This is a genomic window from Dolichospermum circinale AWQC131C, from assembly GCF_000426905.1.
Taxonomy (GTDB): domain Bacteria; phylum Cyanobacteriota; class Cyanobacteriia; order Cyanobacteriales; family Nostocaceae; genus Dolichospermum; species Dolichospermum circinale.
In genome coordinates this window covers 314-13,466 of record NZ_KE384638.1, presented here as the reverse complement: position 1 = coordinate 13,466, position 13,153 = coordinate 314, and the positions used below count along the sequence as shown (strand labels likewise).

16 protein-coding genes are annotated in these 13,153 nt (G+C 36.8%); 6 read left to right on the top strand and 10 right to left on the bottom strand.

The features are described 5' to 3' along the window. The first annotated feature begins 228 nt into the window (after positions 1–228). On the top strand, positions 229–1,227 hold the full coding sequence (locus tag ACIR131C_RS0117865; RefSeq protein ID WP_028091292.1) for a cyanophycin synthetase: 999 nt from the start codon (positions 229–231) through the stop codon (positions 1,225–1,227). Between the two features lie 55 nt (positions 1,228–1,282). Here ACIR131C_RS0117865 and ACIR131C_RS0117860 read toward each other — a convergent pair whose 3' ends face one another. Continuing rightward, positions 1,283–1,633, bottom strand: a complete 351-nt coding sequence (locus ACIR131C_RS0117860; protein WP_028082283.1) for a hypothetical protein — start codon at positions 1,631–1,633, stop codon at positions 1,283–1,285. 585 nt (positions 1,634–2,218) lie between these two features. Here ACIR131C_RS0117860 and thrC point away from each other — a divergent pair. From thrC to ACIR131C_RS23240, 3 genes are all read left to right on the top strand, one after another. Beyond that, positions 2,219–3,523, top strand: a complete 1,305-nt coding sequence (thrC, locus tag ACIR131C_RS0117850; protein WP_028082282.1) for a threonine synthase — start codon at positions 2,219–2,221, stop codon at positions 3,521–3,523. 138 nt (positions 3,524–3,661) lie between these two features. Continuing rightward, entirely contained in the window at positions 3,662–3,937 is a 276-nt protein-coding gene (locus tag ACIR131C_RS0117845; protein WP_028082281.1) for a MoaD/ThiS family protein, read from the top strand. A 174-nt stretch (positions 3,938–4,111) separates the two neighbouring features. Beyond that, positions 4,112–4,561: a DUF2996 domain-containing protein gene (locus tag ACIR131C_RS23240; protein WP_051347614.1), complete on the top strand. Its 450-nt coding sequence runs from the start codon at positions 4,112–4,114 to the stop codon at positions 4,559–4,561. A 141-nt stretch (positions 4,562–4,702) separates the two neighbouring features. Here the strand turns inward: ACIR131C_RS23240 and ACIR131C_RS0117835 are convergent, their stop codons facing one another. Further along, positions 4,703–5,197: a TM2 domain-containing protein gene (locus tag ACIR131C_RS0117835; RefSeq protein WP_028082279.1), complete on the bottom strand. Its 495-nt coding sequence runs from the start codon at positions 5,195–5,197 to the stop codon at positions 4,703–4,705. Positions 5,198–5,306: 109 nt separating this feature from the next. On the opposite strand from ACIR131C_RS0117835, the gene dusB reads away from it, so the two are divergent. Beyond that, the gene (gene dusB, locus ACIR131C_RS0117830) at positions 5,307–6,356 is read left to right on the top strand and encodes a tRNA dihydrouridine synthase DusB (protein ID WP_028091291.1); all 1,050 of its coding nucleotides are present in this window, start codon (positions 5,307–5,309) and stop codon (positions 6,354–6,356) included. A gap of 19 nt (positions 6,357–6,375) precedes the next feature. Here the strand turns inward: dusB and ACIR131C_RS23235 are convergent, their stop codons facing one another. Together ACIR131C_RS23235 and ACIR131C_RS0117820 are read right to left on the bottom strand one after the other, a co-directional pair. Next, positions 6,376–6,888, bottom strand: a complete 513-nt coding sequence (locus tag ACIR131C_RS23235) for a DUF2059 domain-containing protein (protein ID WP_051347613.1) — start codon at positions 6,886–6,888, stop codon at positions 6,376–6,378. A 101-nt stretch (positions 6,889–6,989) separates the two neighbouring features. Continuing rightward, a complete protein-coding gene (locus ACIR131C_RS0117820; protein WP_028091290.1) occupies positions 6,990–8,450 on the bottom strand; it encodes an aminotransferase class I/II-fold pyridoxal phosphate-dependent enzyme in 1,461 nt (486 codons plus the stop codon). A 327-nt stretch (positions 8,451–8,777) separates the two neighbouring features. Here ACIR131C_RS0117820 and ACIR131C_RS0117815 point away from each other — a divergent pair, with 327 nt between their 5' ends. Continuing rightward, positions 8,778–9,500: a TerC family protein gene (locus tag ACIR131C_RS0117815; protein WP_028091289.1), complete on the top strand. Its 723-nt coding sequence runs from the start codon at positions 8,778–8,780 to the stop codon at positions 9,498–9,500. Between the two features lie 67 nt (positions 9,501–9,567). Here the strand turns inward: ACIR131C_RS0117815 and ACIR131C_RS0117810 are convergent, their stop codons facing one another. The 6 genes from ACIR131C_RS0117810 to ACIR131C_RS0117785 are packed head-to-tail and all read right to left on the bottom strand — an operon-like array spanning position 9,568 to position 13,131. Next, complete coding sequence (locus ACIR131C_RS0117810) at positions 9,568–10,230, bottom strand: Na(+)/H(+) antiporter subunit B (protein WP_028082275.1); 663 nt, start codon at positions 10,228–10,230, stop codon at positions 9,568–9,570. Between the two features lie 20 nt (positions 10,231–10,250). Further along, the gene (locus ACIR131C_RS0117805; RefSeq protein ID WP_028091288.1) at positions 10,251–10,793 is read right to left on the bottom strand and encodes a DUF4040 domain-containing protein; all 543 of its coding nucleotides are present in this window, start codon (positions 10,791–10,793) and stop codon (positions 10,251–10,253) included. Beyond that, the gene (locus ACIR131C_RS0117800) at positions 10,786–11,064 is read right to left on the bottom strand and encodes a monovalent cation/H(+) antiporter subunit G (RefSeq protein WP_028091287.1); all 279 of its coding nucleotides are present in this window, start codon (positions 11,062–11,064) and stop codon (positions 10,786–10,788) included. Before ACIR131C_RS0117800 ends, ACIR131C_RS0117805 begins: the two co-directional genes overlap by 8 nt. Further along, positions 11,061–11,318 (bottom strand): hypothetical protein, encoded by a 258-nt coding sequence (locus ACIR131C_RS0117795; RefSeq protein WP_028091286.1) that lies wholly within the window; start codon positions 11,316–11,318, stop codon positions 11,061–11,063. Before ACIR131C_RS0117795 ends, ACIR131C_RS0117800 begins: the two co-directional genes overlap by 4 nt. Beyond that, complete coding sequence (locus tag ACIR131C_RS0117790) at positions 11,315–11,701, bottom strand: Na+/H+ antiporter subunit E (protein ID WP_028091285.1); 387 nt, start codon at positions 11,699–11,701, stop codon at positions 11,315–11,317. The genes ACIR131C_RS0117795 and ACIR131C_RS0117790 overlap by 4 nt, the downstream gene beginning before the upstream one ends. Next, positions 11,698–13,131 carry a cation:proton antiporter gene (locus ACIR131C_RS0117785; RefSeq protein ID WP_028091284.1) on the bottom strand — a complete coding sequence of 478 codons (1,434 nt, stop codon included), beginning with the start codon at positions 13,129–13,131 and terminating at the stop codon, positions 11,698–11,700. Before ACIR131C_RS0117785 ends, ACIR131C_RS0117790 begins: the two co-directional genes overlap by 4 nt. Positions 13,132–13,153 lie beyond the last annotated feature (22 nt).

Sequence of the window (13,153 nt, the reverse complement as noted above, 5' to 3'; positions counted from 1 at the left end):
GGATGTTACCATAGGGTTTTGAACATAGGACTAAAGTCCTAACTACGATTTCATACCCTGATGAGTGTTACCATAGGGTTTTGAACATAGGACTAAAGTCCTAACTACGATTTCATGTATTATGCCAGATGTGTAAGTCCTGAATTACCTGAGATTTTAGATTGTCAAATATTTACGAATGTTGCTATACTTTTTCTGTCTAATCTGAGATAGTCTGGAAAAATAAAAATGTCAATTACATCAATTATCAAAAAAGTAGCATTGGAAATAGGGGCTATAGTTTTAGTTGAACCAGAATATGAATTAGTGGGACATATTACATTTAAAAATGGCAAAAAGTCAGTTTTTAGTCATAGCAAATTAGATATTAATGGTTTTGGGGCAGCCAATTTAGTTAAAGATAAAGCACATAGTAATTTTTTCCTGAAGCAATTTGGATATAAAGTTCCAGAAGGAAAAACTTTTTTTAATGATAATTTACGCGCTAAATTGACAAATTTCAGAAATATTGATGATGGATTTAATTATGCAGAATCAATGGGATTTCCTGTAATTGTTAAACCTCTCAATCTGAGTCAGGGAATATTAGTTACTAAAGTATATAATCATGCAGAATATTATGATGTAGCTGATAAAATATTCCAAATTAAATCAGGATTGATTGTAGAAAAATTTTATAGTGGTAATGACTATAGAATTGTTGTTTTAGATAATGAAGTGATTGTTGCTTATCAAAGGATTCCCTTATTTGTTGTCGGTAATGGTATATCTAATGTTTTAGAGTTGCTACAACAAAAGCAGGAAAAATTTATTAGCTTCGGTAGAAAAAACGTTATTAAAGTTGATGATTTCCGCATTGATAAAAAGTTAAAAACACAAAATCTTCATTGGGATAGCGTGATTACTCATAATCAGATTGTTTATCTTTTAGATAATGCTAATTTATCTAGTGGAGGTGAGGCTGTAGATTTTTCCGAAACTATTCATCCAGACTTTCAAAAATTAGCAATTAATATTACTAAAGATATAGGATTAAGATTAGCAGGAGTAGATATACTCACCCATGATATTACTATGCCAATAACAGATTATACGCTAATTGAAGTCAATGGTTCTCCCGGGTTAGATCACTATGCTGCTAGTGGTAAAGTAGCAGCGCAAAAAGTAGAAGAATTGTATTTAAAAATTCTCAAAGCACTAGAAAATGACATAGCAGTTCCCAGGTAAACAAAAAAATACTCTGTTTCCTGTTTCCTGCTATTCTATTGGTGGTAATTAAGAGTTACAAATTTTTCTCTAGTAGTGATTCCAATTCCCCAGACAAATAGTTCATATCTGCTACTCTAGCTACGAGTAAACTATCATGTCCGGCATCTTGTAAACGAGATTTCCAATAGTTAATACTCTCAGCATTATTCATCCAAAACTCAATTACCGTATCTACCACTTGATCTAAATTCCAACCCCATTTTACAGGAATTGGTTCTATAGATTCTAGGAACGCATCTAAGGTACAAGTGTGAGTTCCTAGATATTCTATCCCTTGATGTTGTGGTTTTACTAAACTCTGTTGTTGGTGATTAAAAAAATGCCAAACAGGAGATACCCCTATCAAATTGAAACTGTATTTAATCATTCTCGTCCTCCAAAGTTATCAATTGCTGATAAACCTCTGTTTTTGGCAAAAACTATTGCGGAAAAGTCCGCTAACTTCATCTAGAAAAAGTAGAATTTCTGCCAATTACATCAGTTTCAAGATTACCTCAGACATTAGCACTCAAGCCCTTTGACTGCTAGGATTTATTTGGTTTTTAGATTGTATTGATAAATAATATATGGCATTAATTCCAGGATGTAAATGATTTTTAGTATTTTTTCACCAAAAATCTATAAATCAGTATTTACCCCCCATTCCTGGCTTGTATCTGTCGTTATTTTATACTAAATTTTGTACTCCCAACTGGTTACACACAGCAAGTTACCTGTTAGTTGTCATAAAACCCCAAGCAGGGGAACTAGACAAGCTGTTACTAACAGTATTTCACTCAAGTGCGTACTGCTAAAGCCTGATCTTTTGTGAGAGTAATTCATGAATTTTCTGGTAATTGCTGCGGTTGAGTAACCAAACCCGATAATTTTTGTCGGGTATGTTTGACGATGATTTTGTCTCGTGCTACTATGATTTCAAAGTTGACGGACATCCAGGGAAAGGTAAATTATGACTCAGGCGATTACAAACCTCAACCAAGCAAACACTTCCATACTCAAGGCATTGAAGTGTAAAGAATGTGGCGCAGAATACGAGCTTAAAGCTACTCATGTATGTGAATTGTGTTTTGGTCCGCTAGAAGTCAAATATGATTACAATGTTCTTAAAAGCTTAGTTAGTAGAGAAACTATTGAAGCAGGTCCCAATTCTATTTGGCGTTACCGTCACTTTTTACCAGTTGCTACAGATAATTATATAGATGTCGGTACAGGGATGACTCCCTTGGTGCGTTCTCACCGTCTTGCCCGTCGCCTGGGTCTAAATAAGCTTTATATTAAAAATGATGCCGTGAATATGCCCACCCTGAGTTTTAAGGATCGGGTGGTATCCGTTGCCCTCAGTAGAGCGAGAGAATTAGGTTTTACAACTGTTTCTTGTGCTAGTACAGGTAACTTAGCAAATTCTACCGCAGCGATCGCTGCCCATGCTGGTTTAGATTGTTGTGTATTCATTCCTTCTGACTTAGAGGCTGGTAAAATTATCGGTAGTTTGATTTATAGTCCTACCCTCATGGCAGTCAAAGGAAACTATGATCAAGTTAATCGTCTTTGTTCAGAAGTTGCGAATACCCATGGTTGGGGTTTTGTGAATATTAACCTCCGTCCTTACTATTCTGAAGGTTCTAAAACCTTGGGCTTTGAAGTTGCAGAACAACTAGGTTGGGAATTACCAGATCATATAGTTGCACCCTTGGCTTCTGGTTCTTTGTTCACTAAAATCTATAAAGGTTTCCAAGAATTTGTAGAAGTTGGTTTAGTAGAAAATAAAGCTGTCCGGTTCAGCGGCGCTCAAGCAGAAGGTTGTTCTCCCATTGCAACAGCCTTTAAAGAAGGTAAAGACTTTATTAAACCAGTTAAACCGAATACAATTGCTAAATCAATCGCTATTGGCAACCCCGCAGATGGGGTATATGCTGTAGAAATAGCTCAAAAAACCAACGGTAATATTGAATCAGTTAATGATGCCGAAATTATCGAAGGTATTAAATTATTAGCAGAAACCGAAGGCATCTTTACAGAAACCGCAGGGGGTACAACCATTGCAGTTCTGAAGAAATTGGTAGAGGCTGGCAAAATCAATCCAGATGAAACCACGGTAGTTTATATCACTGGCAATGGGTTGAAAACCCAGGAAGCAATTCAAGGTTATATTGGCGAACCTTTGACAATTGAGGCCAAACTAGACAGTTTTGAGCGGGCTTTAGAAAGATCCCGGACCCTTGACCGTTTAGAATGGCAACAAGTTCTAGTTTAGAAGCTTGAGCGGTGAGAAACCGCAGTTATGCAAATAAAGTCCACCTCCGTGGACTCAACAAAAATTCAGGTTTTTACCTGTCGCGGTTTATAACCGCCTATTTAGCTTACTTACTCACTCACAATTAACGTTTAAACAATGGCCGTAAAAGTTTTAGTTCCCACCGTTCTACAAAAGTTTACAAACGAGCAAGCTGTCCTAGAATGCAGTGGTAGTAATATTTCTGAATTGTTTGATTACTTAGAAGACAGCTATCCTGCTATCAAAGGGCGGTTGCGTAAGCCAGAAGGAGAACCTTTAAGGTTCTTGAATTTCTATGTTAACAGCGAAGATATTCGCTTTTTAGACGGTACAGAAACAGCCCTCAATAATGGTGACGAGGTGAGTATTGTTCCTGCTGTTGCAGGTGGTTGAAGCATATATAAATGTTTAAAGTATAAAGTTTTAGTCATATCTCCTTATCTCATTCCCAGTCTCCCACTGGGAATGTAGTCCAGAGGCTCTGCTTCAACAGTAAATGAATAAAATTGCAAAATTCATGGCTCTGGTATGTCAAAATAAAAATAACTGACTACCCCAAAACGAGCAATGGCAGAAGAAACCACACAAACTCCAGCAGAAAGCGAAAAAACCGCCGCCAAAGCTGCCAAAAAGGAAAAACCCCCAGCTTTGGAAGATAAACCTTTTGAAGAGTTTATGCAGCAACATTATCTCCCAGCGCTGCAAGAAGCAATTACAAAAGAAGGTGTGCCAGATGTAAAACTGACTTTTGCCAAGCAGAAGTATTCCATAATTGGTTTTACCTCAGCGGAAGAATGTTGGCAAGTTATCGGTTCCTGGCAAGGGGGACAACGCCAGTTTAATGTATATTTCCCCGAAGAGAATATTCAAGGTAAAAAGGGTTTTTCCTGTAATGAAGGTAAAAAACCCAGTACCCTAGAATCATTTTTAATTGACGAGCGGAAAATCACCCTAGATTTGTTAGTATCTCGGTTAGTATATCGTTTGAACGGTCAAAAATGGCTAGGTAGAAATTAGTTAACGTAATCATAAGTCACGACTTCAGAAATGGGGTCGTTACTTATTTTTGGTGGGTTTAATTGTTGTTTTTTTATCTCACGCACAGGCGCGGAGAGAAATTAAGATTTTCCATTCATTAATGAATGAAGGTTCTTGATTTTACAATTCATCAAAGTAATAAGTCACAACTCCAGAAATAGGGTTGTTGCCTATTGTTACATGATTTGATTGTAGCATTTCTTTGAGCATGGTTTCTACTTCTATAAGACTAGCTCCTGTGGCCTTAACACCTTGAGTTACTGTTAAACTACCACCATTAGCCTCTGCTGCTTCTATGAGTTTGACAATGAGTGGTTTACCATTTGGTTGGTGAACTTGTGATATAAATATCCGCTCATTCATGGGTATACCCGCAGATGATACACCTGCTTTTAACCGCAATTTTTGCTCATATTCGTCAACCATATTCGGTATGATCACTAAATCAACAAGTTGTCCAATATAAAATAAACCACCAGTACATAGCCATAATAAACCAGTACCGATTTTGCCATTATATAAGCGATGTAAGCCTCCTATACCAAAAAAACCTGCTCCACACAGAAGATAAGAAACAAGAAGACGATCTTGATTTTGATTGTTTTTTATAGTCATTTTATTTTATGTCCATTAGGATTTACTGGTTTAATCATCTACCCTTTGATTAACTACCCTTCGTTAGTCTTCAATTCCCCAATTAACGATTCTATTTTTAATTTTAACCATGATTTCTCTTTCTCCTGAACTTCAAGCTAGACTTTCGACACCTCTCAAAATTGGCTCATTTGCGGTTAAAAGCCGTGTTTTACAGTCTCCATTGTCGGGGGTGACTGATTTGGTCTTTCGTCGTTTAGTACGTCGTTATGCACCAGAATCTATGATGTATACGGAAATGGTCAATGCAACGGGTTTACACTATGTTAACCAATTACCAAAAATTATGGAGGTAGATCCTCAAGAAAGACCTATTAGTATTCAATTATTTGATTGTCGTCCCGATTTTCTAGCGGAAGCAGCAATAAAAGCGGTTGCGGAAGGTGCAGATACTGTTGATATTAACATGGGATGTCCAGTTAATAAAATTACTAAAAATGGTGGTGGTTCTTCTTTATTACGTCAACCGGAAATTGCAGAGGCAATTGTGCGGGAAGTTGTGAAAGCGGTAGATGTTCCTGTAACTGTGAAAACTCGTATTGGTTGGAATGAAAATGAAATTACTATTTTAGATTTTGCTAAACGCATGGAAGACGCGGGAGCAAAAATGATTACTGTTCATGGACGCACTCGCGCTCAAGGTTATAATGGTAATGCGCGGTGGGAATGGATAGCTAAAGTTAAAGAAGTGCTGTCAATTCCTGTTATTGGTAATGGGGATATTTTTTCTGTGGAAGCTGCGGTAAAATGTTTAGAACAAACTGGCGCAGATGGGGTAATGTGTTCTCGTGGGACTTTAGGTTATCCCTTTTTAGTTGGTGAGGTTGATCATTTTTTAAAAACGGGAGAATTATTACCACCACCTAACCCCATTCAACGTTTAGAATGTGCGCGAGAACATCTTTTTGCTTTATGGGAATACAAGGGAGATAGGGGAGTTCGTCAAGCGCGTAAACACATGACTTGGTATGCTAAAGGTTTTGCTGGTGCTGCTGACTTACGAGGTAAATTAAGTTTAATGGAAACGGTACAACAAGGTTTAGATTTGATTGATAGAGCTAAGGAAAATTTAACTCATGGTTATGAAATTGAGGAAGAAATACCCGCAACCATAGCATAAATATCAAGATCAGGTTTCATTAATTTGGGGTGACATATCCTGCTGATTTCAATCCTTCTAATTTCAATTTTTGCAATGCTCTCTGCATGGCTCGTATCCCATATTTTCGACCAATTTCTTCTGCTTCATTAGAAATTTGAGGACTCACAGTTAAATAATACTTTCCCAGAGGTGTTTCGTAAAATGCAATAATTCCTTTTATTTCTTCATTGGTAAAATATTTGCTATAAAGAGGAATTAATTCATCTACTATTTCCTCTAGTTTTAATTCAGCCAAAAAAGCATCTAAAAATTTTGCAGGTATTTGAGGATATTTAGCTTTGAAGCTATCTCTTAATTTGATGGTTTCTAACCTTGCTATGTTTTTAAAACCAGTTATATCTAACAATTTCTTGATATTACTGATTTTTTCTTGATCTTCAATTTTGTTAGTTGGTAAAGTCGGAATAACTCGAACTTGAGCAAAAACTGGGATATTGACGGTAGAGAGAAAGGACAGTGAAACCGCGAAAATAAAAGTTTTTATTTGCATTGTTTTAAAACCCAGTTTTGTATTATAGCGGTTGTTGGTTGAGTAAAGTATAATATCCCCGTAAGAGAGCAGGGGTTATGATCTAGAAACACTATTTTATATTATTTCACAACTTTTAGAGTTTGTAAAGTTTCATCGGCACAACCACTAATAAAACCACCCATATTTTGAATTTCTTGCAAATACTCTAAAGCTGATTTTGTAATTATTTCCCCTGGCATTAATACAGGAATTCCTGGGGGATAAGGACAAATAATTTCTGCACAAATTCTATCTTGGGTTTCCTCTACAGGTAATACCTCGCTACTAGCAAAAAAGGCCTCACGGGGAGAAATGGACAGATGATGAGCCATTATAGCATCGTTTCTATTCTTACACGGTTGACACTCAGATGTCAAGGGGGTGACATGGGTAAGATTATTTAATCCCTGAATTAGGTTTTGAATATCTGCTTTTGTGTTTCCTAAGCTAATAATAAATGTGAGATTTTGCCAAGATGAAAATTCTGGAGTGACATGAAATTTTTTATCTAAAATTTCTTCAGCCGCAAAGCCTGTAAATCCTATTTTACTAATATTTACAGTTAATCTAGTTTGATCTAAATCTATAAATCCTGGTGATTTTTTGCTATTAATTAAAGGAGTAGATAAACCAGGAATTTGATTAATTTTAATTATTGCTTCTTGAGCTAATTCCCAAGTTTGAGACATCAATTTTTTGCCATGTATTGCCATTTGATGACGTGCAGCATCTAAAGAAGCTAAAAGTATAAAACTAGGGCTGGTAGATTGAACTAATTGTAAGGCCTTATTAATTCTATCAATATCAATTCTATTTCCTTGAATATGTAACATTGATGCTTGTGTCATTGCCCCTAATGTTTTATGAATTGATTGTATAGTTAAATCTGCACCTGCGGTTAAAGCTGAGGTCGGTAATTGTGGGTGAAAATGAAAATGTGCGCCATGGGCTTCGTCTACAATTAAAGGAATATTATATTGATTAGTTAGGTGTGAAATTGCCTTTATATCTCCACAAACACCATTATAAGTTGGATAAACTATCAATACTGCTTTTGTGTCTGGATGTTTAATTAATGCTGCTTTTACTAATTCGGGTCTTATACTATATGTAATATCTAAATATTCATCATATTCAGGATTTATAAAAATAGGAATTGCACCAGAAAGAATTAATCCAGAAATAACTGAAGAATGAACATTGCGCGGGAGAATTATTTTTTCTCCCATTCTACAAGTAGCAAGAATTGCAGCTGCAATTCCGCAGGTAGAACCATTAACTAAAAACCATGTTTTCTCTGCCCCAAAAGCCTCCGCTGCTAATTCTTGTGCTGCTAAAATTATGCTTTGGGGTGTAAATAAATTATCTAATTCTGTCAATTCCGTTAAGTCAGCGCGAAAGACATCTTTACCTAATAAATCGCTGAAAATTGGGGAAATACCCTGGCCGCGTTTATGCCCTGGGGTGTAAAATGGCGCATGAGAACGGGTTGTACAGGCTTTTAAGGCCTCTATGAGCGGGGTTTGGTTTTGATTCAGCATATTTTGAATGTCCCCTAGCGTCTTTTAAGCAAGGGATAAAAACTCTCTCAGCAATACTAACTATTTTCTCGGCTCTGACATTCTGATATATAATAAACATATTGCGTAAACAACACAATGCCTTGTCCATTTTTTGTAGGTCGGGTTAAGCGACAGCGCAACCCGACGCTCATGTTGGGTTTCTTACCTCAACCCAACCTACAAATCTAACATTCTGATATATAATAAACATATTGCGTAAACAACAAGGAGGTAATTTAGAGTGTCAATGTGCGTTCTACAGTAAAAATCTCCTATTAATTTTTAATTATCCCCCTCTTGTGAAAAATGTTAGACAAAATATTTAATGACCTAAACTTTCACTTCAGCGTTGAAGCGTCCATCGTTCTCTTGATATTAGTATTTTTAGAAGCGGTACTATCCGCTGATAATGCGATCGCCCTCGCTGCGATCGCCCAAGGACTAGAAGACAAAAAACGAGAAGATCAAGCCCTCAACATTGGCTTAGTATTCGCTTATATTTTAAGAATTACCCTGCTGTTAACAGCGACTTGGGTACAAAAATTTTGGCAATTTGAACTTTTGGGCGCTGGTTATCTCTTATGGTTAGTATTTCAACACTTTAATTCTCAGGAAGACGAATCCAATCATCATCACGGTCCACGGTTTAATTCCCTGTGGCAAGCTATACCCGTGATTGCCTTGACAGATTTAGCTTTTTCCTTGGATAGTGTCACAACCGCGATCGCAGTTTCCCAAGAAACATGGTTAGTAATCACCGGTACAACCATTGGTATTTTCACCCTCAGATTCATGGCTGGATTATTTATCCGCTGGTTAGATGAATATGAAAATTTAGAAGACGCGGGTTATATTACTGTCGCATTTGTGGGTTTACGGTTGCTGTTAAAAGTCATCAATGATGATTTAGTCCCACCACAATGGCTGGTAGTAACTGTTATTGGTGTGATCTTAGCTTGGGGATTTTCCAAGCGTACCGTTGTTGAATTAGTCCCAGAAGAAAGGGAAAAAACTGAAGTCTCAAAGTGATGAGGACGGGAACTAGGTAACAGGTAAGAGTTTATTACCAATTACCTTTCCTGAACCTTTCCTCAATTCATAACAAACCGCGATAACGAATAAAAATCAAAACCACAGCCCAAGAACCTAATGCTACCTTAACAGCAACTAGGATGTTTAATATCGGCAAAATTCCACCACTAAATAAGGCCCCTAACTCACCGTGGGGTAATTCTAGCCCCGATAAAGTTATCACTGCTAAAACAATGAAAACCAATACCGAAACCTTTTCCCAAGTAGCAGCGTGCCAACGGTGATAAATATCCTGCATCCACTGATATGATGAAGTAATTGCTATGAGTCCAATGGCTGTACCACCAGCGACACCAGCCGCAAAACCGCCCCCAGGACTCAAATGTCCCCTAATTGCTAATTCAATACCCACTAACGCCGCAATTGTCGCCCCTAGACGAGCTAATATTATTGATGGTTGATCTTTGAATTGATAAATACTGCAAGATGGTTTGTCATTAGCTAGTAAAAAATTAGCTCCGAGAATGGCGATAGTAAAAACAATTACTTCAAAGATTGTATCATATAACCGGTTTCTGAAAATAATCCCGGATACTGCATTGGGAACACCACTTTCTTTAACTACTGTTTCCACAATGGAAATATCTGATAAATTCGGTTCATAATTAGGCATGATCAGCATTTTCACAAATAAAGCTATTCCCGCTAAAATGTAGACTAATTTCATAGATGCTGCTCCCCTAAATGTCAAACATGGAAATATTTTAAAATTGTTTTTGGTGATGAAAGTTCACTTTCTATAATGTTATAGATACGTTGCACTCGAATTGCAGTTTGGTAGGTTTCTTCTCCTGGATTACTTTCTTCCAAACGCACACAAGTAGCATGAATTTCCTTTTCTATTAATGCCTGTTGTAAACTTTGGTTATTGCTATAGGGAACAATTTCTAACCGTAAGTAATGTTTGTTAAAAATCTGGCGAAATTCGTTGATAAGTTGTGGGAAAGTGCTATCCTGATTTTTTTCTATTGACTGATTTTCAATGACACCAAGACGCAAAACTAAAGATGAACGGACTGCAATTGCATAGAGAGTAATTGATAGCATTGTTCCCATTAATGCTTCTGTTAAAGCCACATCTGCTGCTCCTAAAACTGCATCTACCATTGCGGCTATGGCACCGAGTACCCCACGAATCACTAAAGCATGATAGGGGTTAGTTTGAGTTACCAACATCCCCGCAGTTAAGGGTAATAAAGCAATGATCAAATAGAGATAAGTATCATTCATTTTTTGCCTCTTGTGTTGAACAATATGCTAATACATAACCCAGCATAGTATTCCAAATTGCTAAGGAAATAATGCCCAGAATAAGTAATGGCCATTCACTGGGTATTTTCAATAATAGTCCGATGATAATCATCATTGAACCTAAAGTATCAGCAACAGAAAGTCCATGTAATTTGAATAATACTGATCTGTTGCTAACTAAATGAAAAGTTCCCCAAAACCAAAAAACTATGCCTATACCTATACAGCTATAACTCAGAAAGTTGATCATACTTCACCCAATCTTCTCAGGATATGTGCTAATAACATTAATCCGGCATTTCCTACACTCAAAATAATCGCTGCGACTACACCAATCATCCAATCATCTCGCAAAACGGAAATTACAAGAATCATGATTGCTACTTTACTGGAAATACTACCAAAAGCTAACATTTTCTGCCATGTATCATCACTTTTCCAAGCTTCATAGATGGGAATAAGTAAAGCCAAAATCATTGCTATTAAGACTATTTCTAAGTTCATGCTTGTTTTTTACTGGGTTTAATATAGTGAACTTCATACCATCCTTCTTCGTGGTATTTCAAAACTATGGTTTTAGGGGTAAAGGTAATCAGAAATATATCAATAAAAACCAATAATGGTGATCTGTTGAGTTTGACTTTCTCCATGATAATTTCTTCTTGTTTATGGGGACGGAGGATAATTTCAAATGCCTCCATAAAAGCTACCGGAATGGCAACAAAGATTTTAACTATCACCTTTAACCAAGCTTTTAATTTTTCTGGTGACGATTTACCACGTGGTAAAACTAAGGCAATAATTACACCAATGATAATATTTGTTAAACTGACGTTAGCAGTGAGTAAAAACCAAATTGATAATCTTAATATGAGATGTCCAATCATGGTAAAGCCATCCAAAATAGCAAAATTAAAGTTAAACCCATGACACCAACCAAATGCTCAAATTCTTCAAATACACGAGGTAAAGATATTGATAACTTTTTGAAAATAAGATGATAGGCTAACCAGCCCACAGCAATGGTTATAAGTGCTTTTGTAATATCAGCAGTATTATAAGCTTGAGGATAGACAATATTGGCAACAATTAAACCAGTGATCAAAAATATTATTGATATCCAAAAACCTGGTTTAATTTTCTGTTCTCCTTCTCGACTGTGGGGTAAAAAAATAAATTTAGCAAAGGATATTGCTGTACCAAGTGCGGCAATATTCATAATTATAAATTGCCAAGATGCTAAATTTTTCATGCTTAAACTCTTAGCAGCAAAACCTGATAATAAAGGAAAACCAGAAATTGATAAACTAGCGATCACTAAGGCTATCCAAATTGTTGTATGAATGGGTTTATATTGCAATTCTTTAAAATTGCGACTGGGTAAAGAACCCGCAATCAAAAATAAAGATGATTTGACTAATCCATGGGTGAGGGCATAAAATCCACCTACAGCCGGTGCAGCGAGAATCCAGCCTAACTGAGAAATAGTGCTAAATGCTAACAGGCGCTTGGTATCTTTTTCCAAAACAGTATAGGATACACCCATTAAAGCTGTTCCCACCCCAAAAATTCTGACTATAATATCAATTTCTTCGGAAACGAATGCAGTACGTAATAAAGGTAAAACACTGGCTTTAACGACAATTCCCGACATCAATGCAGAAACTGGTGTTTCTGATTCAGAATGAGTTAAAGGTAGCCATAAACCGGATACAAAAATCCCCGCTTTGATTAATAATCCCAGAAAAATTAATGCTAGTGCTTCCGGTGGTGATCCCTTTAAACCTGTAAAACTAAAGGAATGATGTGTCTGATAAACCAGCGCCGCACCAACCAGATAAAACAACATGGCAGTATTACTTACAAATAGATACCGTAAACCTACCCAAATTGAGCGATCGCTACGGGGATAAGCAATCAATAAAAAGGCCGCAATACCACTTACCTCTAAAGCCACATATAAACTAATGAAATCTGCACAGACAAAGGCAGCATTGAGGCTACCATGGACAATAATCATCTGAGCATAGAAAAAAGCAGTTTTATCACTGCGCCAGCAGTAAAGAGCAACAGCAGCCGTGACTATAGCATTTGTGAGGATAAAGTAAGCGCTTAACTCGTCTGCTATTAATTTAATACCGAAACTGTCTAGTAAATTCAGTGTCACAGGTGATGGATTGAGAAATAACTGCAACCCATAAGCAGCAGAAGCAATAGTTCCCCACAGAGTTAAATGTCGGTTGAGTTTGGGAACGATAAAAATGATGAACCCTAGAAAAAATGGGGTAGCAATCCAAGTCAATGTAATAGTATTCATCTAAACCTCCTCCAGGAGACCC

What these genes read in the sequence shown, in the direction of transcription:
- ACIR131C_RS23240 (WP_051347614.1), top strand. Translation starts at nt 4,112, where the DNA reads ATGGCAGAAGAAACCACACAAACTCCAGCAGAAAGCGAAAAAACCGCC.
- ACIR131C_RS0117785 (WP_028091284.1), bottom strand. Translation starts at nt 13,131, where the DNA reads ATGAATACTATTACATTGACTTGGATTGCTACCCCATTTTTTCTAGGG.
- ACIR131C_RS0117800 (WP_028091287.1), bottom strand. Translation starts at nt 11,064, where the DNA reads ATGATCAACTTTCTGAGTTATAGCTGTATAGGTATAGGCATAGTTTTT.
- ACIR131C_RS23235 (WP_051347613.1), bottom strand. Translation starts at nt 6,888, where the DNA reads ATGCAAATAAAAACTTTTATTTTCGCGGTTTCACTGTCCTTTCTCTCT.
- ACIR131C_RS0117820 (WP_028091290.1), bottom strand. Translation starts at nt 8,450, where the DNA reads ATGCTGAATCAAAACCAAACCCCGCTCATAGAGGCCTTAAAAGCCTGT.
- ACIR131C_RS0117790 (WP_028091285.1), bottom strand. Translation starts at nt 11,701, where the DNA reads ATGATTGGACATCTCATATTAAGATTATCAATTTGGTTTTTACTCACT.
- ACIR131C_RS0117815 (WP_028091289.1), top strand. Translation starts at nt 8,778, where the DNA reads ATGTTAGACAAAATATTTAATGACCTAAACTTTCACTTCAGCGTTGAA.
- ACIR131C_RS0117795 (WP_028091286.1), bottom strand. Translation starts at nt 11,318, where the DNA reads ATGAACTTAGAAATAGTCTTAATAGCAATGATTTTGGCTTTACTTATT.
- thrC (WP_028082282.1), top strand. Translation starts at nt 2,219, where the DNA reads ATGACTCAGGCGATTACAAACCTCAACCAAGCAAACACTTCCATACTC.
- ACIR131C_RS0117835 (WP_028082279.1), bottom strand. Translation starts at nt 5,197, where the DNA reads ATGACTATAAAAAACAATCAAAATCAAGATCGTCTTCTTGTTTCTTAT.
- ACIR131C_RS0117805 (WP_028091288.1), bottom strand. Translation starts at nt 10,793, where the DNA reads ATGAATGATACTTATCTCTATTTGATCATTGCTTTATTACCCTTAACT.
- ACIR131C_RS0117845 (WP_028082281.1), top strand. Translation starts at nt 3,662, where the DNA reads ATGGCCGTAAAAGTTTTAGTTCCCACCGTTCTACAAAAGTTTACAAAC.
- ACIR131C_RS0117865 (WP_028091292.1), top strand. Translation starts at nt 229, where the DNA reads ATGTCAATTACATCAATTATCAAAAAAGTAGCATTGGAAATAGGGGCT.
- dusB (WP_028091291.1), top strand. Translation starts at nt 5,307, where the DNA reads ATGATTTCTCTTTCTCCTGAACTTCAAGCTAGACTTTCGACACCTCTC.
- ACIR131C_RS0117810 (WP_028082275.1), bottom strand. Translation starts at nt 10,230, where the DNA reads ATGAAATTAGTCTACATTTTAGCGGGAATAGCTTTATTTGTGAAAATG.